Source organism: Paraburkholderia sp. 32 (assembly GCF_050435345.1).
GTDB lineage: Bacteria > Pseudomonadota > Gammaproteobacteria > Burkholderiales > Burkholderiaceae > Paraburkholderia > Paraburkholderia tuberum.
Genome location: NZ_JBNDKD010000001.1, coordinates 1 through 19778 on the forward strand (window position 1 = coordinate 1; position 19778 = coordinate 19778).

General features: G+C 63.7%; 18 protein-coding genes and 1 pseudogene. 6 read left to right on the forward strand and 13 right to left on the reverse strand.

Annotated elements, in window-relative coordinates; genetic code table 11:
• Positions 1-879: pseudogene (locus OKW26_RS00005) on the reverse strand (deoxyuridine 5'-triphosphate nucleotidohydrolase); the annotation flags it as partial.
• Positions 879-2120: an extracellular solute-binding protein gene (locus OKW26_RS00010; RefSeq protein WP_429352271.1), complete on the reverse strand. Its 1242-nt coding sequence runs from the start codon at positions 2118-2120 to the stop codon at positions 879-881. The gene OKW26_RS00010 and the pseudogene OKW26_RS00005, both read right to left, overlap by 1 nt.
• A gap of 652 nt (positions 2121-2772) precedes the next feature.
• Here OKW26_RS00010 and OKW26_RS00015 point away from each other — a divergent pair.
• The 3 genes from OKW26_RS00015 (at position 2773) to OKW26_RS00025 (ending at position 6446) form a co-directional block, all read left to right on the forward strand.
• Positions 2773-3555, forward strand: coding sequence for an ABC transporter substrate-binding protein (locus OKW26_RS00015; RefSeq protein ID WP_184039263.1), 783 nt, complete (start codon positions 2773-2775; stop codon positions 3553-3555).
• 267 nt (positions 3556-3822) lie between these two features.
• Entirely contained in the window at positions 3823-4938 is a 1116-nt protein-coding gene (locus OKW26_RS00020) for a succinylglutamate desuccinylase/aspartoacylase family protein (protein WP_429352272.1), read from the forward strand.
• A 329-nt stretch (positions 4939-5267) separates the two neighbouring features.
• Positions 5268-6446, forward strand: a complete 1179-nt coding sequence (locus OKW26_RS00025) for a porin (protein WP_429352273.1) — start codon at positions 5268-5270, stop codon at positions 6444-6446.
• Positions 6447-6540: 94 nt separating this feature from the next.
• Here the strand turns inward: OKW26_RS00025 and OKW26_RS00030 are convergent, their stop codons facing one another.
• On the reverse strand, positions 6541-6675 hold the full coding sequence (locus OKW26_RS00030) for a hypothetical protein (protein ID WP_429352274.1): 135 nt from the start codon (positions 6673-6675) through the stop codon (positions 6541-6543).
• A gap of 134 nt (positions 6676-6809) precedes the next feature.
• Here OKW26_RS00030 and OKW26_RS00035 point away from each other — a divergent pair, with 134 nt between their 5' ends.
• Together OKW26_RS00035 and OKW26_RS00040 are read left to right on the forward strand one after the other, a co-directional pair.
• Complete coding sequence (locus OKW26_RS00035) at positions 6810-8102, forward strand: MFS transporter (protein WP_429352275.1); 1293 nt, start codon at positions 6810-6812, stop codon at positions 8100-8102.
• 43 nt (positions 8103-8145) lie between these two features.
• Complete coding sequence (locus OKW26_RS00040; RefSeq protein ID WP_429352276.1) at positions 8146-9201, forward strand: serine hydrolase domain-containing protein; 1056 nt, start codon at positions 8146-8148, stop codon at positions 9199-9201.
• A gap of 130 nt (positions 9202-9331) precedes the next feature.
• Here the strand turns inward: OKW26_RS00040 and OKW26_RS00045 are convergent, their stop codons facing one another.
• The 3 genes from OKW26_RS00045 to OKW26_RS00055 form a co-directional block, all read right to left on the reverse strand.
• Complete coding sequence (locus tag OKW26_RS00045; protein WP_090809494.1) at positions 9332-11065, reverse strand: IlvD/Edd family dehydratase; 1734 nt, start codon at positions 11063-11065, stop codon at positions 9332-9334.
• A 220-nt stretch (positions 11066-11285) separates the two neighbouring features.
• Entirely contained in the window at positions 11286-11711 is a 426-nt protein-coding gene (locus tag OKW26_RS00050; RefSeq protein WP_184008000.1) for a DUF1801 domain-containing protein, read from the reverse strand.
• A 240-nt stretch (positions 11712-11951) separates the two neighbouring features.
• Positions 11952-12743: a DUF899 domain-containing protein gene (locus OKW26_RS00055; RefSeq protein WP_429352277.1), complete on the reverse strand. Its 792-nt coding sequence runs from the start codon at positions 12741-12743 to the stop codon at positions 11952-11954.
• 297 nt (positions 12744-13040) lie between these two features.
• On the opposite strand from OKW26_RS00055, the gene OKW26_RS00060 reads away from it, so the two are divergent.
• A complete protein-coding gene (locus tag OKW26_RS00060) occupies positions 13041-13484 on the forward strand; it encodes a VOC family protein (RefSeq protein WP_184060608.1) in 444 nt (147 codons plus the stop codon).
• A gap of 53 nt (positions 13485-13537) precedes the next feature.
• Here OKW26_RS00060 and OKW26_RS00065 read toward each other — a convergent pair whose 3' ends face one another.
• From OKW26_RS00065 to OKW26_RS00095, 7 genes are all read right to left on the reverse strand, one after another.
• Positions 13538-13915 carry a BON domain-containing protein gene (locus OKW26_RS00065; protein ID WP_187613935.1) on the reverse strand — a complete coding sequence of 126 codons (378 nt, stop codon included), beginning with the start codon at positions 13913-13915 and terminating at the stop codon, positions 13538-13540.
• Between the two features lie 30 nt (positions 13916-13945).
• A complete protein-coding gene (locus OKW26_RS00070) occupies positions 13946-15091 on the reverse strand; it encodes a porin (RefSeq protein ID WP_429352278.1) in 1146 nt (381 codons plus the stop codon).
• A gap of 138 nt (positions 15092-15229) precedes the next feature.
• Positions 15230-16855 carry a 3-(methylthio)propionyl-CoA ligase gene (locus tag OKW26_RS00075; RefSeq protein WP_429352279.1) on the reverse strand — a complete coding sequence of 542 codons (1626 nt, stop codon included), beginning with the start codon at positions 16853-16855 and terminating at the stop codon, positions 15230-15232.
• A gap of 49 nt (positions 16856-16904) precedes the next feature.
• Positions 16905-17261 (reverse strand): Rieske (2Fe-2S) protein, encoded by a 357-nt coding sequence (locus tag OKW26_RS00080; RefSeq protein WP_429352280.1) that lies wholly within the window; start codon positions 17259-17261, stop codon positions 16905-16907.
• A gap of 32 nt (positions 17262-17293) precedes the next feature.
• Entirely contained in the window at positions 17294-17860 is a 567-nt protein-coding gene (locus tag OKW26_RS00085) for an RBBP9/YdeN family alpha/beta hydrolase (RefSeq protein WP_187613938.1), read from the reverse strand.
• A gap of 18 nt (positions 17861-17878) precedes the next feature.
• A complete protein-coding gene (locus tag OKW26_RS00090) occupies positions 17879-18727 on the reverse strand; it encodes a TauD/TfdA dioxygenase family protein (RefSeq protein WP_090809460.1) in 849 nt (282 codons plus the stop codon).
• Positions 18728-18737: 10 nt separating this feature from the next.
• Entirely contained in the window at positions 18738-19718 is a 981-nt protein-coding gene (locus OKW26_RS00095; RefSeq protein ID WP_429352281.1) for a quinone oxidoreductase family protein, read from the reverse strand.
• Positions 19719-19778: the final 60 nt, after the last annotated feature.

Sequence of the window (19778 nt, forward strand, 5' to 3'; positions counted from 1 at the left end):
CGGCCGCCGCACGAACGCGAGCACACGGCCGGCCGCCTCGCCGGGTCTCGCGAGACCGTTGATGAGCACCTCGCTTTGGCGTTGCTCGAACAGCTGCTTCGTGGCCGGGAAGCTGTCCTGCATCAGCACGCGCCTGCCGCGGTCGAAGCCGAAGGTTTTCGACGCGTCGGGATGGATCAGGAAGTCGCCCCACTCGTTCGCCAGATAGACCTGATAGTCGCTCGGCAGATCGCTCTGCAAACGCCGCAGCATGCCGGCCAGATCGACATCGATTACGACGACGCCGACCACCGTGCCGCGCGCATCCGCGATCGGCGTGCCGAGACGCAGCGTCGGCTTGCCTTCTGCCGCATGCGTGCCGGATTCGTGATTGACCGAAATCGGCGACGTGTAGATGCGGCCCGGCGAAAACGCGAGCGTTTCGAATACGTAGGGAAACTGAGCTTTTTCCTGTAAATCGTCACCCTCTACACGCACGAGGCCATCGCTATCGCGATCGAAACGGATCAGTTCGAGACCGTGATGCTGCCGCGTGATCAGCCGCACCTGCAGATACTCCGGGTGGTGCAGCATGAAGCTCGAATACACCTGCGCGAGCCGCTCGCGGCCGAGGTTCGGGCCGATACCGTCGTCGGTCTGCGCGACGCTCACCGACGACGGCATCGTCGCGAGCACGAGCGCGTCCGCCGCGACGTCGTCGATCGATACCGCGATGCGCTGGCCGAGCAGCTCCGTCGACGTCTGCAGGCTGTGCTCCGCTTCGTTGACCAGCATCGTGCGATTCGCGCGATACGCGTAATAGCCGGTCGCGCCCGACGCCAGCACGCCGATGCACGCGAGCAGCACGGATAGCTTGAAGGTCAGGCCGCGATGCAGCATCAGAAGCGCTCCGAACGGTCGCCCGACACGATGCGCGTCCACAGTTGCTCGCGGCGCTCGATATCTTCCACCGGACTGATCCAGACGATGTGCGCGTTGGCGCTGCCTTCGGCCGGCTCGGTCAGCGTGTTCGCGAGCCCCTGGCGCTGTGTCAGCAACGCGCTCACGCTCGGCTCGAGCATGTAGTTGATCCACTCGAGCGCAAGCGGCTGGTCGCTCGCCGCGCGCGTCATCGACCAGCAATCGAGCCACGCGAGCGCGCCTTCGTCCGGAATCACGTAGCCGACGTCGGCGCCCGCGCGCCGCAGCAACTGCACCTGCTGCGTGCCGTAGTTGCCGAACATCAACGCGACCTTGTGCTGGATGAAGAACGCGGTCGCCTCTTCGGGCAGCGTGTAGTAGGTCAGCAGGTTGCGGCGCAGATCGACGAGCTTGTGCGCGATCGTGCGCATCTGCGCGGGGTCGAGTTGAAACGGATGCGGATAGCCGAGCGCAAGCGCGGTGAACGAGAAGTTGTGCTGCGCGCTATTGAAGTCGAGCACCTTGCCACGATAGCGCGGGTTCCACAGTTCGAGCATCGAATGCGGCGCAACCGGAATCTGCTTGCGATCGTAGATGAGTCCCATCGACGAATACGTGAACGGAATCGCGTATACCTTGCCCGCCGAGGTCAGGCCGTCGATCGAGCCGAGCGCCTGGAAACGCGGCAACTGCTTCTTCGTATTCGGCAGACTCGCGAGATCGAGCGGCGCGAGCAGATTCGCCTGCGTATAGCGGCGGATTTCGGCGGTGTTGGCGGCGAGTACGTCGAACGGCGGCGCGCCCTTGCTGTGCATCTGCGCCCACAGCGCCTCATCGGAATCGACGAGCGTGACCTCGACCTTCGCGCCGTAGCGTGCTTCGAACGCCTTCACGACGTCCGGGTCCGCATAGCCGGGCCATGCGAGAACGTGCAGCACTTTCTCGGCGGCCGCTGCGGGCGTCGCCGCGCCGAAACCCGCGCACAGCAATGCGCCTATCAGAACGCGCGACACGCGGGGCAAAACCCCGGAAAAAACGTCGCACGAAAATCCGGATGAGCCAATCGATGAAAATCCCGATGTAACGCTCGACAAAAAACCGTCAAAAAACCGGCGCTGCAATAATGCCGCGCGAGCCCGCACGCCGGCGCTCGCGATTCGTCGCTTGAAAGTCTGTTTACAACAGCCTGTTTGATCCGCCGTGAACAACATCGTGTGCATGCATAACACCGTTGAGCAGAAAGGCCATGTGAGCGAGCGCAAACGCGCGGAATTTGAATCTTGACGGCCGTCCGACGACCTGCGCCCGAGCGATCCCCGCCTGCGCGGGCGGCCGGCGTCCAGCGCAGGGAGCATCGATGATAGCGCCAAAGCCTTTGTTTTTTGCACCGGTTCGAAACGGCGGCGCAAAAATATCGATGCTGGTAATAACGTGTAGGGCAATAGCCTCGAGGCCGTTCTTAATTAACGGCAAATTCAGCCGCGAGCTTTAACGATCCGTCCACGTTTCAAACTCGCGTTTCAAACCGGTTTTCGGTGAACTCGCGACAAAACCGGCGTAACTCCCAGTCGATTACGCTCGCCAGCCCTTCGTATTACCGCTCGTGCATTGCATCCGCGTTACGCAAACCCTACCAACGGTGTACGATCCGGTCACACCGGCTGGGGCGCAAGCGTTGCTCTAGAGGGCCTCCTCCCGCGCCATCCGGTGTTTTACTAGCTTCCCAATATTTTTGAACTGATAAGCTTGGCGCGCGTTGCAGGCCACCCCGGCTTGCATCCTGACCAGAAGCCCGTTTGCGAGACGCGCCGGGCGTCCCAAGGCGGCACAACCGCCGAGGGCGTAATTGAACTACACCGAGGAGTAAAAACAGTGAAAAAACTGCTAGCGGCTTTGACGGTTGCTCTACTTGCCACCGTCTCGATTGGCGCACACGCTAAAGATTGGTCGACGATCCGTTTTGGTGTTGATGCCAGCTATCCCCCGTTCGAGTCGAAAGGCGCGGACGGCAAGCTCGTTGGCTTCGATATCGACCTCGGCAACGAAATCTGCAAGCGCGTCGGTGCGAAGTGCGTGTGGGTGGAAAACGACTTCGACGGCATGATCCCGGCACTGAAGGCGAAGAAGTTCGACGGCGTGCTGTCGTCGATGTCGATGACGCCGCAACGCGCCGAACAGATCGCTTTCTCGTCGAAGCTGTTCAACACGCCGACGCGCCTCGTCGCGAAGCAGGGCTCGGGCATCCTGCCGACCGCTGAATCGCTGAAGGGCAAGACGGTGGGCGTCGAACAGGGCACCATCCAGGAAACCTACGCGAAGACCTACTGGGAACCGGCGGGCGCGAAAGTCGTGGCGTATCAGAACCAGGACCAGGTCTACGCCGACCTGATCTCGGGCCGTCTGGACGCAGCGCTGCAAGACGCGGTGCAGGCTGACCAGGGCTTCCTGAAGACGCCGCGCGGCAAGGGCTTCGCGTTCGTCGGCAAGGACCTCGACGATCCGAAGATCCTCGGCAATGGCGCCGGCATCGGCATGCGCAAGGAAGACACCGATCTGAAGGTGAAGGTCGACAAGGCGATCGCCGACATGATCAAGGACGGCACCTACAAGAAGATCGAGAAGAAGTACTTCGACTTCGACGTGTACGGCAGCTAAATCGCCCACGCGCGCCGTACGGCGCGCCGGCAGCTTGTCCGAAACGGGCTCCGCGACGCGGAGCCCGTTTTGTTTTTGCGGCTCCACATCTAGCCGCATCAAGCCACATCGTGTGGCATATCGGCTAAGATCGTGCGAGACGCGGCTTCCCTGAGACAGGTTGCCGCAGTCCGCGCATGCGGACCACGCGCGCTGCCGGCGCGCATCTTTCCCCTTGCAATCAACCACCTAGCGCGGCTGCTCCGAACGGGCCGCGAAGCCAAAACCATGCAAACCCTGACCCATCCGCTGATTGCCCCGTCGCTTGGCACCGCCCGTGAACTGACGAGTTTCCACTACGGCCCCGGCGGCGGCCAGAAAATCTATATCCAGTCGTCGCTGCATGCGGACGAACTGCCCGGGATGCTGGTGTCGTGGTCGCTGCGCCGCAAGCTGGCCGCGCTCGAAGCCGCGGGCAAGCTGCGTGGCGAAGTCGTGGTCGTGCCGGTGCCGAATCCGATCGGCCTTAATCAGCATCTGCTCGGCCAGATGCTCGGCCGCTTCGAAACCGGCAGCGCGCAGAACTTCAACCGCAACTTCTACGACCTCGCGGAACTCGTGCAGCCGTTCATCGAATCGCGTCTGACCAGCGACATCGACGCGAACCGCGCCGCCATCCGCGCGGCGATGCGTGAAGCGCTCGACGCGCAGCAGCCGACCACCGAACTCGGCTCGCAACGCCTCGCGCTGCAAAAGCTCTCGTACGACGCCGACGTCGTGCTCGATCTGCATTGCGACTGGGAAGCCGCGATGCACCTGTACACCAATCCGGACCTGTGGCCCGAAGTCGAACCGCTCGCGCGCTACCTGGACGCGAAGGCGTCGCTGCTCGCGCTGAACTCGGTCGGCAATCCGTTCGACGAGATCCACAGCTTCTGCTGGTCGGATCTGCGCGGCCGTTTCGGCGAGCGCTTCCCGATCCCGAACGGCGGCATCTCGGTCACGATCGAGCTGCGCGGCCAGCGCGATGTGTCGCACGAACTCGCGGAAAAAGACGCGCAGGCGATCATCGAGTATCTGACCTCGCGCGGTGTGGTCGACGGCGAGCCGGCTGCGCTGCCGCCGCTCGAATTCGCGGCGACGCCGCTCGCAGGCGCCGAGCCGCTCGTCGCGCCGATCAGCGGCGTGCTCGTCTATCGCTGCGAGGTCGGCACGTGGGCGGACGTGGGCCAGGAAATCGCGGACATCGTCGATCCGTTGACGGACCGCGTCGTCACGATCAAAAACACCGTGGCCGGCGTGCTGTACGCGCGGCATCTGGCGCGTTTCGCGACGGCCGGCCTCGAATTCGCGCGCATCGCCGGCCAGACGCCGTTCCGCAGCGGCTCGTTGCTGAGCAACTGACGCCAGAGCCGCTGCGACCGTCGCTGCTGTCGCGGCCGGCCATGTAACTGAATTTTCACGCACCAGTTGAAATAACCGATCGCCCGCCGTCAGGCGGGCGATTCGCTGCCACGCGTCCAGCCTCGCTCCAGGGTCGACCGACCCGCCCCGCCACCGATACACCTGCCTCCGGTGCACACGCAAAGTGTCGCGCCGACACGACACCGTGAAAAGAATTTTTCAGTGTCACATACCTTACTCTGCGTTCCCTTAAATTGCCGGCCATCGCACGACGATGCCACAGAGCAGCGCGTCGCGATCGCCAAAATTTGCTAACTCGGAGAAGTATTTTGAACAAGAAAATCCTGACCGCCGCTACGCTTGCCGTCTTCGCCTCCGCCGCTCACGCACAAAGCAGCGTCACGCTGTACGGCCTGATCGATGCCGGTATCAGCTACGTAAACAACTCGAAAACGACCACCGGCCACAGCAGCCTGACCAAGTACGACGACGGCGTCGCGAACGGCAGCCGTTGGGGCCTGCGTGGCACGGAAGACCTCGGTAACGGCCTGAAAGCGCTGTTCGTGTTGGAAAACGGCTTCAACAGCGGGAACGGCACCGCCGGCCAGGGCGGCGCGATGTTCGGCCGCCAGGCGTACGTCGGCGTGTCGCAGAACAACGTCGGCTCGCTGACGTTCGGTCGCCAGTACTCGTTCTCGACCGACTACCTCGGCTCCAACTACGCGACCGGCGGCCAGACCGTCGCGGGCAACTACGCTTACCACATCAACGACGTCGACCAGCTCACGTCGAGCCGTATCAACAACTCGGTCAAGTTCAGCAGCGCGAACTTCTCCGGCCTGACCTTCGGCGCGATGTACGGCTTCTCGAACACGGCAGGCGGCTTTGCCGGCACGCCGGGTACGGGCACGTCCACTGCCCCGGTGGCAGGTTCGTCGCGCGCTTACAGCTTCGGCGCGAACTACGCGAACGGCCCGTTCGGTATCGGCGCGGCGTACACGGACATCCGTTATCCGGGCCAGGCATCGCCGGCCTTCTCGACTTCGCTGGCAAACGTCAGCTTCCCGACGATCGGCAACGGCCAGATCCAGGATCTGCGCACGGTCGGCGTTGGCGGCCGTTACGCTTTCGGCCCGGCGACGCTGTGGGCCCTGTACACCAACACGCGCCTCGCACCGATCTCGGGTGGGTCGACCACGTTCGCCGCCTACGAAGCAGGCGCGAAGTACGCGGTCACGCCGGCTATCACGGCAGGCGCGGGCTACACGTACATGCACCTGAGCGGCGCGAACGTCGGTCACTGGAACCAGGTGGACCTGAGCGGCGACTACGCGCTGTCGAAGCGCACGGACGTGTACGTGCTGGGCATCTATCAGATCGCGTCGGGCCGCAACGGCACGCAGGATCTGCAGGCACAGATCGGTTCGAGCACGAGCTACTTCAGCACGTCGGGCGTCGGCGCCGACAACCAGCTGGCGTTCCGTGTCGGTCTGCGTCACAAGTTCTAAGCAGACGGTTCGCGGAGGGGAACATCTGTGTTCCCTGTCTGATTGAATCGATGGAAAGCGCCCTACGGGGCGCTTTTTCTTTTGCGGCGCGAAATCAGTCGAGCAACGCCGGATTCTCGATCGCGTCCGTCAGCAATTCGACGAACGCCGGATCGAACGCGAGGCCTTCGAGACTGCATGCGATATCGAATAGCTGGGTCAGCTCGATTCCGCTTTGCCGTTTCGGCAACGATATCTGCCAAATATTGTAATTGTCTATAAATATCGTCCACCCCAACATCGGGTCACACGCTTCGATCCCGCGCCCGCGCCGCTCACGCGACACTGCCGGCGCGCCTCCCAATGCCGCCAGAGGACTTCGTCATGAGCATGGACTCCGTCACCGCCGCCGACGCGCTCGCGCGGCACACTTCGCGCTCGAGCGTATCGCGGCTGATTCTCGCGACCTCGATCGGCAACGCACTGGAGTTCTACGATCTGGTCGTGTACGGCTACTTCGCGGCCGTGCTGTCGCGCACGTTTTTTCCGGTGCACGACCGCACCGTATCGCTGCTGCTCACGCTCGGCACCTTCGCGCTGTCGTATCTCGCGCGACCGATCGGCGCGCTCGCGCTCGGCTCGTTCAGCGACCGCAAAGGCCGCAAGGCATCGTTGACGCTATCGATTGCGATGATGACGCTCGGCACCAGCATGATCGCGTTGATGCCGTCGTATGCGGCGATCGGCGTGCTCGCGCCGATCGGCGTATTTGCGTCGCGGCTGTTGCAGGGATTCTCGGCGGGCGGCGAGTTCGGCAGTTCGACCGCGTTTCTGATCGAACATGCGCCGGAGCGCAAAGGCTTCATGGCGAGCTGGCAGTTCTCGAGCCAGGGCGCGAGCACGGTGCTGGCGTCGATGTTCGGCGCGGTGTTGACGAGCACGCTGACGACCGCGCAACTCGAAGGCTGGGGCTGGCGCATTCCGTTCCTGTTCGGCATGCTGATCGGTCCGGTCGGGCTCTACATTCGCCGCCGCATCGACGAAACGCCGGAGTTCGAGCGCGCGGAAAAATCCGCCGCGCCGGTGCGAGAACTGCTCGCGACGCAAAAGGAACGGGTGCTCGTGTCGATCGGCGTGCTCGTGCTGACCACCACGGCCAACTACATGCTGCTCTACATGCCGACCTACGCGGCGCGGCAGCTCGGACTCGCACCGTCGTCGGGCTTCATCGCGACACTCGCGGCCGGTCTGATCATGATGATGCTCACGCCGGTCGTCGGTCATCTGTCCGACAAGGTAGGCCGCGTGCGCATCATGCTCGGCGCCGGCGTGCTGTTCTTCGCGACCGTGTATCCCGCCTTCGTGCTGATGAACGCGCGCCCGTCGCTCGGCTCGTTGCTTGCCGCGGTCACGTGGGTCGCGTTGCTGAAGGCGACCTACTTCGCGCCGATTCCGGCCTTGATGTCCGAGCTGTTCCCGACCCGCACGCGCACGACCGGCATGGCGTTCGGCTACAACATCGGCACCACCGTGTTCGGGGGCTTCACGCCGCTCGCCGTTGCCGCGCTGATCGCGGCGACCGGCAATAATCTCGCGCCCGGACTCTATCTGATGCTCGCGGCCGTGCTGAGCCTTTTCACCGTGATGTGGGCACGCGTGCGACTGCACGCACGCTGAGTCTCTGCCTCGCGGGCTTCGTTGAACCGACAGGAACTTATCCATGCAAGACCGTTTGCAGCAAGCCGTGCAGTTCGCGGTGAATCATGAATCGCTTTGGGACCGCCATGTGGGTGGCGCATGGGGTGTGCACGTCAACGACCCGCCGCCGTGGAACAGGCTGCTCGGTCCCGTGCATGATCGCGGGCCGGTGTCGGGCGCGATCGCCGTCGACGGCCGCGTGCTGACGAGCTGGGGCGAACCGGATCGCGCCGACCTGACCTTCAGTGTCGCGAAGATGTACCTCGCGCTGCTGGCCGGCGTCGCTCACGATCGCGGCCTGTTGCCCGACGTCGACGAACCGGTGCGCGTGCGCGTACCCGACATCGGCTTCGACGACGAACACAACGCGCCGATCAGCTGGGCGCATCTACTGCAGCAAACGAGCGAATGGCGCGGCACGTACTTCGGTTTGTCGGATCAGGCGGATCACTACCGTGCGGTCAATTTCGCCGCGCCGCCCGACGGCAAAAAAGGCGATCTGCGTCCGCCGCAACGGCCGGGCACGTACTGGGAATACAACGACGTCCGCATCAACCAGTTCTCGCTCGCGCTGCTGCATCTGTTCCGTCAGCCGCTGCCCGAGGTGTTTCGCGAAGCGATCATGCGGCCTTCGGGCGCGAGCGAAAACTGGCAATGGGTCGGCTACGACAACGCGTGGGTCGAAATCGACGGGCGACGCATGCAGTCGGTGCCGGGCGGCACGCACTGGGGCGGCGGCATGTCGGTCAGCGCGAACGATCAGTTGAAGGTCGCACAGATGCTGCTCAACGACGGCGTCGCGAACGGCCAGCGCGTGCTGTCGTCCGAATGGATCGCGCGCATGCGCACGCCGTGCGCGATCGCGCCGTTCTATGGCTACCTCGTGTGGCTCAACACCGGGCGCAAGGTGTTCCCGAACGTGCCGGAGTCGAGCTATTTCGGTGTCGGCGCAGGCAGTTCGTTCACGTGGGTCGAACCGGAGCGGCGCATGACGGTGGTCGTGCGCTGGCTGAATCCGGCCGCGGCGAACGAGTTCTTCGGACTCGTGCTCGACGCGGTCGACAACCTCGGCCAATAGCCATTAGCGGCGCACCATCCAAGGCAGCTGCGCCGCGAACGCCAACCACAGGTCATAAAAAAATGCGGGCGATGCACGAATGCATCGCCCGCACGGTCATGGGCCGAGCCGTTGCCGTTGCAACGGCGCGTCAGTGCGAATGCCGCGGCACCGCGGAACCTCGACACCCCACGAGGAAGTCGAGGTCGCAACCCTCATCGGCCTGCAGCACGTGATCGATATACAGGCGCCGGTAGCCGCCACCTTCCGGCGGCTGGGGCGGCACATGCTGCGCGAGACGGCGCTCGAGTTCCGCGTCGCTGACATCGAGGTGCAGCGTGCCCGCGTCGCAATCGAGCTCGATCCAGTCGCCGTCCTGCACCGCGGCGAGCGGGCCGCCGGCCGCCGCTTCCGGCGTCACGTGCAGCACCACGGTGCCGTAGGCGGTGCCGCTCATGCGCGCATCGGAAATGCGCACCATGTCCTTCACGCCCTGCCTCAGCAGCTTCGGCGGCAGGCCCATGTTGCCGACTTCGGCCATGCCCGGATAACCCTTAGGCCCGCAGTTCTTCATCACCAGCACCGAATTCGCGTCGACGTCGAGCGTCTCGTCGACGATGCGCGCCTTGTAGTGCTCCAGGTTCTCGAACACGACCGCGCGTCCGCGATGCTTGAGCAATTCGGGGGTCGCCGCCGACGGCTTCAGCACCGCGCCGCGCGGCGCGAGATTGCCGCGCAGCACGCGGATGCCGCCATCGGCGACGAGCGGCTTGTCGAGCGGACGGATCACTTCGTCGTTGGTGTTGGGTGCATCCTTCACGTTGTCCCACAGCGACTTGCCGTTGACCGTCAACGCGTCCGGATGCGGCAGCAGGTTCGCTTCGCCGAGCCGGCGCAGCACGGCCGGCAGGCCGCCCGCGTAATAAAACTCTTCCATCAGGAAACGGCCCGACGGCATCAGGTCGACGATCGTCGGCGTGTCGCGGCCGATGCGCACCCAGTCGTCGAGATCAAGATCGATACCGATGCGCCCCGCGATCGCCTTCAGATGAATCACCGCGTTGGTCGAGCCGCCGATCGCCGCATTGACGCGAATCGCGTTGACGAACGCCTCGCGCGTGAGGATCTTCGACAGCTTCAGGTCTTCGAGCGCCATTTCGACGATCCGGATTCCCGACATATGCGCAAGCACGTAGCGGCGCGAGTCGACCGCGGGAATCGCCGCGTTGTGCGGCAGCGACGTGCCGAGCGCCTCGGCCATGCAGGCCATCGTCGACGCGGTGCCCATCGTGTTGCAGGTGCCCGCCGAGCGCGACATGCCCGCCTCGGCCGACAGGAACTGATGCAGATCGATCTCGCCGGCCTTCAGCGATTCGTGCAGCTGCCACACCGCGGTGCCAGAGCCGATGTTCTTGCCGTCGAGCTTGCCGTTCAGCATCGGGCCGCCGGTCACGACGATCGCCGGCACGTCGCAGCTCGCCGCGCCCATCAGCAGCGCGGGGGTCGTCTTGTCGCAGCCGGTCAGCAGCACGACCGCGTCGATCGGATTGCCGCGGATCGCCTCCTCGACATCCATCGCCGCGAGATTGCGCGTGAGCATCGCGGTCGGACGCAGATTCGATTCGCCGTTGGAAAACACCGGGAACTCGACCGGGAAGCCGCCCGCTTCATAGACGCCGCGCTTCACGTGCTCGGCAAGCTTGCGAAAGTGCGCGTTGCACGGCGTCAGCTCGGACCACGTGTTGCAGATACCGATCACGGGACGCCCGTCGAACTCATGATCGGGAATGCCCTGATTCTTCATCCAGCTTCGATACATGAAGCCGTTCTTGTCAGCCGTGCCGAACCACTCGGCCGAGCGCAATTTCCGCTTTTTTTCCGACATACTAGGTCCTTGATGCATGTGCCGGGACCCTCACCGGCCAATTTGACGGAAGCGGCCCGCCCGGCGCTACGGCGCAAGGTTGCCGCTCAGTGTCCAGGGATGGTGCAGTGTACGGAGCGAGTTGATATCTTTCCAATTATATTTTTGGTGATATCGATATCAATTCTGGTATCGACCCACCGGGGTTCGCGGCGGGGCTGGCGAGCAGACTGTGCCGGCCTCAGGCGTCGCCGGACGCCTGCTTACGGCGGGCTTTCGGTAGTGCGCCGCGCGTGTTCGTCTTCAGATGATTCTGGTTATAGTCGATCGCGGCGCAAATCAGCGCTTTCAGTGCGCGCTCGTCGACCTCGTCGCTTTCGAAGAAGTCGATAGCGCGCCGCGCGTTGCCTTCGAGGCCTGCGTTGAACAAGCCGTCCGGGTCGGCCAGGCCCGCCCCATGCGCGAAGGTGAGCTTGACCTTACCCTTGTGCGCGTTGGCGACCGCGATCATGCCGTCGCGCGACCAGACCGGACTACCCATCCACTTGAATTCCTCGACGATCGCCGGGTCCGCCGCGAGCACGCATTGACGGATGCGAGCGAAGGTTGCGCCGCGCCAGTCGGTGAGTCCTGCGATCAGTTCGTCGATACGTTCGGATGCGTTCATCGGAGTGCGGCCCTCGTAAGCGGGGAAACGAAGCGGTTGAACCGATAGGATGCCGTAACGATCCAGTCATTGTAATCTCCGCCTGGATTCGTGGCTGGCGGATGACGCGATTTCAAACATCGAACGTACCGCGATACTGCTCATTCGCATCCGGGGACCTGGGCTCAGATTTCACCTCGAAACTCTACGCTCGAAGTGAGTCACTCGGAGAAACGACAGCGATCGATGATTCGTCAGGCGCTAGTCGTCGCGTTTCCGAAACGCAGCCTCTCCGGCATCTGACACCTCGACCCACTTCGGATCGGGAGCCGCGCCGGGGACGTAAGTGTCGTTCCAGTTCCACCACTTGTACGGTCGGCTCTGCGGGTAGCCCTCCGGCGAATCCTCCCACGTCTCCTGCCGCCCGAGCGCCGTCATGTCAAGGTAGCTCCAGATCGTGCCCATCGCCTCGTCCCCACGCCCGTTAATGAAGTACGTTCGGAACACCCGCTCGCCGTCCCGGATGAACGCGTTGTGGCCGTGCCATTCGTCCACGCCGAAGTCGGCGTCGAAACTGTCGGTGATGGTGTACCAGGGGATCATCTCCCAGCCCATCCGGGTCTTCAGGCGCGCGATATCGGCTTGCGGCGCGCGGGACGCGTACACAAGCGTAGTGTCGCGAGCGTGCAAATGGGCAAGGTGGGAGACCTGATCGGCCCCCAGGGAACAGCCAATGCACGCATGCTCTGGCCACCCGTGCACGCCGGGCTCGAAAAAGGCGCGATAGACCACCAGCTGGCGGCGGCCGCTGAACAGGTCGAGCAGGCTTACTCTGCCTTCCGGCCCGTCGAACGCATACGTTTTATCCACGGCAAGCCATGGCATCCGCCGTCGCTCAGCGGCCAGCGCGTCGCGGGCACGTGTCAAGGCTTTCTCCTTGACGAGCAGCTGCTCGCGCGCGGCCTCCCACTCTTGCCGCGACACAATCGGTGGTGTCTTCATGGCAGGCTGTCCATCTTTCCCACGTTTCTCAGGTGACTTGATCGTCGTCATCGTGACCTCCGGGTTTGAGCGATGTCCTGTGCGTTCGGGTCGGAAGGCGATTCGCTCACCGGGCATCGCTCGCTGCTGATGATGGGGTAGTTTAGGCCGCCGGACATCGAATGGTGGGAGTGACAAATGTGACGCGATTCAGGTGCGGCTCGATTCAGAAGGAGCAGCGCTAGCGACCTCGATTCGTCGTTGGTCAAAAGGCGATGGAATCCCGTGGGTAGCCAAGCGACCGCTTAGCGGATCGGGGCAGACTATTATGTCCGGCAACCCATATTCGCCCACCACCCGGAGGTGACGATGAACGCGATCCACGAGCTCTACCCCTATCTGCGCGTGCGCAACGCCGCACGGGCTATCGAGTTCTACGCGCAGGCATTCGGCGGCGTCGAGCAGTTTCGCCTGACCGAGCCAGGCGGCCGCATCGGTCATGCCGAAGTGAAGATCGGTCCCGCGACCGTGATGCTGTCCGATGAATATCCCGAGCACGACATGCTCGGACCGACCGGCGACAGCCGGCCGAGTGTGCTGCTGCATATCCACTGCGACGACGTCGACGAGCTGTTCGCACGAGCGGTTGCAGCGGGCGCAACCGTGGTCCGCCCGCTAACCGATCATTTTTATGGCGAGCGCTCGGCGACCGTGCGCGATCCGTTCGGCCACGAATGGATGCTCGGCGCGCAGATCGAAGCGCTCACGCCTGAAGAGATGCAGCGCCGTTACACGGCGCTGTTCGACAGCTAGTGGATTGTTATATTGGGCTCCTCGCGCTTAATCCCCCGATGCGTGAGCTCTTTTTACATCCCGCCGAACGGCTTTTCCACCGTGAGCTTGTTGGTCACCGAAGTCACCCCCGGAACACCCTTCGCGATCTCCGCGACCTGATTGATCTGGGAAGCGTCGGTGACCGTGCCGCTCAGCGTCACCGCGCCGCCTTTTGCGATGACGCTTATATTGCCGGCGCTGATCTCCTTGTGCTTGCCGATCGCGGCATACACCTGCCGACGCAGCGCGCGATTGGCTTGCCTCGAGCTGACGGGAGCGGCTGCGCTAGCTGACATCGCGGGTGCGCCCGAAGCTGCACTAGCCGTCTGGCCCGACTGCGACCATGCGTTGCTCGACGCGGCCAGAATCAATATGGCAATCGCCAACGCGCGTGCCTGAATGCTTTTCATCGAATACTCCAGTTGTTATAGGCGACGTAATCAGAAGTTATGGCGGATGCCGACCATGGCCGCCGTAGTGGACACGCCAGGCGCAACCGGGGCGCCATAGACGATGGTCTGGTTCATGGTCCCCCTGTTGTTGACATAACCCACCTGCGCGTAAGCCTTGGTGCGCTGGGACAGGTTGTATTCCGCGCCCACGGCGAACTCGCCCGAATGGTTCGCCGAGTTGTTCTTGTCTTTCAGGTAGTAGTACCCGGACGTGATCTTGAAACGCGGATTGAACTGGTAGCCGAGGCCCCCCGAGATCATTTCGAAGTCCGCGGTGTTGGTATGGGCCGGGTTCTTGCCGGCGCCGTACGAGGCCGACACCGAAAATCCGGCGATCGTGTACAACGCACCGAAATAGTAGAAACGGTTGTTCGCAAGCCCGGTCGCGGGGATAGCGGGCGCCGCCGGGTAGGTGATCGGGTACGGGTTGGTATCGTGGCCGTTGTAATACAACGCGGACAGATTCAGACCGTAGTTCGAATACTTGAGCACGGCCGACTCGCGCGTACCGCCCTGGAACTGACCGGCGACGCCGCCCGGCGCGTACTCGAGCGCGAGCGACGCGCCATGGAATTTCGGCGAGTTGTAGACGAGCGCGTTGCTGTCGTACAGCGCGCCGATCGGCGCGTTCGTGCTCGTGCCAGGCCAGCCGGCCGCCTGATTGATGCCCAGCCACGCGGTCAGAACACTGCCGAAATACTGCGCGCCGCGGACGTCGGTTTCCGCCATCGCGTAGATCATCGGAATGATCTGCCGGCCGGCGTCGAAGGTACCGAACGGCCCTGATGCGCCGACCGTCGCGAACTGGTTGAAGATCGCCGTGACGCCCGGCGTGTCGGACAGACCGAACTTGCCGTTCGCGGTGTTGAACGCACCCTGCAGCTTGAAGTTGATCTTGTAGCCGCCGCCGATGTCTTCGCTTCCCTTCATACCCCAGAAGCTCGAATAGATACCGCCGTCCTTCAGCTGATAAATTTTGCCCGTGTTCGGCGCGTGCGGCAGAAAGGTAGCGGCCGATGTGCTCTGATACAGCAGCCCCGTATCGACTACGCCATAAAGCGTCACTGACGACTGCGCATGAGCCGCGGTGGCGAAAATGGCCAACACGACAGCGCTGCTTGACTTCAACTTCATTGTGTCTCCTTCGCGTACCGGCGGTGGCGCAAAAGCCGATGCTGCGGTCGCTTCAAATGGTTGGTGGTTTTGTGTGCGCCGGGCGTACCCGGTCGCGTTGTTGCGTGAATCGAACTGCGTTGCTGCGAAAGCCGTGCGTCAGGGCAGGTAGTAGTTGCCGAACTGATCGCGTAACTGGTTCTTCAGGACCTTGCCTGTTGCGCCGATAGGCACCGTGTCGACGAACACCACTGCATCGGGAGTCCACCAGCGCGCGACCCGGCCGTTGAAGAAGGACAGCAGTTCGTCGCTGGTCAGCTCGCTGCCCGGCTTTTTCACGACCAGCAGCAGCGGCCGTTCGTCCCACTTAGGATGCCGTGCGGCGATACACACTGCCGTCGAGACTTCCGGATGCAGATAAGCGACGTTTTCGATCGCCGCCGAACTGATCCATTCGCCGCCCGACTTGATCACGTCCTTGCTGCGATCGGTGATCTGCATGAAGCCGTGCCGGTCGATCGTCGCGATGTCGCCGGTCGGAAACCAGCCGTCGCACAATGGCGACTCGACGTCGGCGCCGAAGTACTGCTGCGTGACCCAGTGACCGCGCACCTGCAGATCGCCAGCGCTCTCGCCGCCCCATGGCAATTCATTACCGTGGGAGTCGACGATCCGCATGTCGATGCCGAACAGCGCGCGTCCCTGCTTCGCCTGAACCTTGTACTGATCCTCCATCGGCAGCGACTGCTGATGCGCCTTGAAGCTGCAGACCGTGCCGATCGGGCTCAATTCGGTCATGCCCCACGCGTGCAGTACCTCTACCAGGTGGCGCTTCTGGAACGCCTCGGTCATCGCGGTCGGACACGGCGCGCCGCCGATCACCGTGCGTCGCATCGACGAGAAGGTCCCGCCCATCGCATCGACATGCGTGAGCAGTCCCTGCCACACCGTCGGCACGCCGGCCGACAGCGTCACGTGTTCCGTTTCGATCAGTTCATAGAGCGACTTGCCGTCGAGCGCCGGCCCCGGAAACACCAGCTTCGCGCCGACCATGCAGGCGATATAGGGCAGTCCCCACGCGTTCACATGGAACATCGGCACGACCGGCAGGATCACGTCGCGCGCGGAACAGTTCAGCGAATCGGGCAGCGCCGCCGCGTAGGTGTGCAGCACGGTCGAACGGTGGCTATACAGCACGCCCTTCGGATTGCCGGTGGTGCCCGACGTGTAGCACAGCGACGACGCGCTGTTTTCATCGAGCAGCGGCCATTCGAAAACGTCGTCGTGCAGCTCGAGCAGATCCTCGTAGCACATCAGCATGCCGCTCAGGTCGTTCGCTTGCGGCATGTGCGCGCGATCGGTCATCGCCACGAATACTTTCGGGCTCTTCACCCGGGGCGCGACGCTCTCGATCAGCGGCAGAAAGGTCAGGTCGAAGAACACGACACGATCTTCCGCATGCTCGATGATGTACGCGAGCTGGTCGACGTGCAGTCGTGGGTTCAGCGTATGCAGCACGGACCCGGAGCCCGACACCGCGAAATAGAGCTCCATGTGGCGATAGCCGTTCCACGCGAGCGTCGCGACGCGCTCGCCCCGGCCGACGCCGAGCGTCGACAGCGCGTTGGCCATACGGCGCGCGCGCTGCGCGAGGTGCCGATACGAATAACGATGGATGTCTCCTTCCACGCGTCGCGACACGATTTCCTGTTCGCCGTGATGGCGCTCCGCGTGCGTGAGCAGCGCGGAAACCAGCAGCGACTGCTGCATCATCAAGCCTTGCATCTTTCCGTCTCCTGATTGGTTGTGGCGTCTCGGGGCCGGCCTACCGGCCTTACGTTGCCGCGCTGCCGGCTCGCGCTTGCGAGGGCGTCGCGTTCGGCGCGTCGAGACTCACCACCACCTTTGAATCCACTATGTCGACCGGGAAGGTCGTCACGCTCAATCCGCCTGTTTCCGCCATGCAGCCCGTGCGCACGTCGAAGCGCAGACCGTGCGCCGGACAGCGCAACATGCAGCCTTCCAGCTGGCCGCTCGACAGCGCGGCCCCGTTGTGCGGACATGTGTTGTCGATGGCGTGAAGCGAGCCTTCGATGTTGAACAGCACGATGCTGCGGCCATCGATGAAGGCCAGCTTGCGCTGGCCCGGCGCGAGCTCGCCGGCAACACCCACCACGATCCGACGCGACATCCCAGACTCCTTCTGATCCGACGCGGGCCGCGTCACATCAGTACCAGGCGGCGAATCAACGTCTCCGCCATCGGCCATTCGCCAAAGCCCGAAGCAGGGTTGAGGTGCCCCACTTCGCCGAGATCGACGAGGCGGCTGCCCCAGTCCTGCGCCATCTCCTGCACCTTCTCGAACCGCGCGAGCGGATCGTTGCGGCTCGCGCCGACGATGCTCGGAAACGGCAGCGGCTTGCGCGGAATCGGCAGCCAGCCGTTCTGCTCGAGCGTATCCAGCTCCGGATAGCCCGCCGGCATCGGCGTCTCGAGGTCCGCGGGCGCCGCGAGCAGCGCAGCGTGAATCTCGCGCTTGTGCTGCGCCGCCCAATGCACGGTGATCATCACGCCAGCGCTATGCGCGACCAGAATGACCGGGCCGTCGATCCGCGCGAGCGTGGCATCGAGCGCCGCGACGCGTGCCGCGCAACTGAGCTTGTCGTGCTCGAGCGGCGGCACCGACAGCGCTTTCGGCAGCCGTTGCTGCAGCAGGGTTTGCCAATGCTCCGCGACGTGGTCGCGCAGACCCGGAACCATCAGAATGGTCGGTTTCAATTCGTAATTCATGGGAAGCTACCTGCTAGTTCAGTACGGCTTGTCGCCGACGATGCCGGCGCGCTCCATCTTGCGGTGGCACGGCGGGTAGTCCATCACCGCATAGTGCTGCGTGCTGCGATTGTCCCAGATCGCGATGCTGTTCTTCTGCCAGCGCCAGCGCACCTGGTACTCGGGGATGTACGCCTGGCTGATCAGATAGCGCAGCAGATCGCCCGCGCCCGGATTCGCGTCCTGCCCGAAGCGCACTCGCTCCGGCGTGTGAAAGTTCGTGAAATGGCTCGTGAAAGCGCTCACGAACAGCACCTTTTCCTCCGTTTCCGGATGCGTGCGCACGACCGGATGCTCCGCGTCCGGAAATTGCGCCTTCAGCGCGAGACGCTTTTCGATCGGCATCGCGGCACCGAAGCTCGCCTCGATGCTGTGGCGCGCGCGCAGGTCCGCGACCTGGGCCTTCACGTGCGCCGGCAGATTCTCGTAGGCGAGGACCATGTTCGCCCACATCGTGTCGCCGCCGACGGGCGGACACTCGACGCAGCGCAGCACGGCACCGAACTGCGGCGCTTCGCGCCAGGTGGCGTCGGCATGCCACGCGTTTTCGTAACGGTCGTTGGGCTGATCCGGGGTCTTGTAGATACGCACGAGGCCCGGATTTTCCGGATCGCTGCCCGCGACCGGATGGTCTTCCAGTTCGCCGAAGCGGCGCGCGAACGCCACGTGTTCGGCACGCGTGATGTCCTGGTCGCGCAGGAACAGCACCCGGTGCTTCAGCAGCGCCGAGCGGATTTGGGCAAACAGGCCATCGTCGTAGACGGCGTGGGCGAGATTCACCCCTATCAGTTCGGCGCCGATCGAGCACGTCAGTTGTTCGACTCGCATGGCTAGCTCCTTAGATGACGAAGATCGACGAACCCGTCGTCTTGCGCGACTCCAGATCACGATGGGCTTGCGCCGCATCTTCGAGCGCATAGCGCTGATTCAGCTCGATCTTGATGCGTCCCGAGGCGATGAGCCCGAAGATTTCGTCGGCAAGCTCGTCCTTCTCGGCCGGGTCGGCGATGTAGTCAGCCAGCGCCGGGCGGGTCAGATAGAGCGAGCCTTTCATAGCCAGCAGTTGCGGATTGAACGGCGGGATCGGGCCGGAGGCCGTGCCGACGCAAACCAGCAGACCGCGGCGCTTCAGCGAATCGAGCGAGGCCTCGAAGGTGTCTTTGCCGACGCTGTCGAACACGACGTTCACGCCGACGCCATCGGTCAGTTCGCGCACGCGCCTGGCGACGTCTTCGTGGCTGTAGTTGATGACGTGGTCGCAGCCGTGCGCGCGGGCCACCTCGCCCTTGGCCTCGTTCGAAACCGTGCCGATCACGGTCAGACCCAGCAGCTTCGCCCATTGCGAAACGATCAGGCCGACACCGCCGGCGGCGGCATGCAGAAGGATCGTGTCGCCCGCCTTGAAGTCGTGAATGCGGCGCATCAGATACGCGCAGGTCAACCCGCGCATGGTCATGCCGGCAGCCGTTTCGCAGTCGATCGCATCGGGCAGCCGGATCAGCGGCGCGGCCGGAATCAGGCGTTCGGTGCTGTACGCGCCGAGCGTGTTGAGGAAGCCCGTGTAAGTCACACGATCGCCCACCGCGACGTTCGTGACGTCCGGGCCAACGGCCTCGACCACGCCCGCGGCCTCCACGCCCATCCCCGCGGGCAGCGGGACCGGATACAGGCCGCTGCGAAAGTAGGTGTCGGCGAAATTGAGGCCCACTGCCTGATGGCGCAGGCGAACCTGACCGGGACCGGGGTTGCCCACTTCGACGTCCTCGTAGCGCAGCACGTCGGGACCACCGGTTTCATGAAAGCGAACTGCCTTTGCCATGTTGACTCTCCAATTCTTTACTTGATCTGCACTTTGCAGAATTCGTTGCGCCAGCGGCGC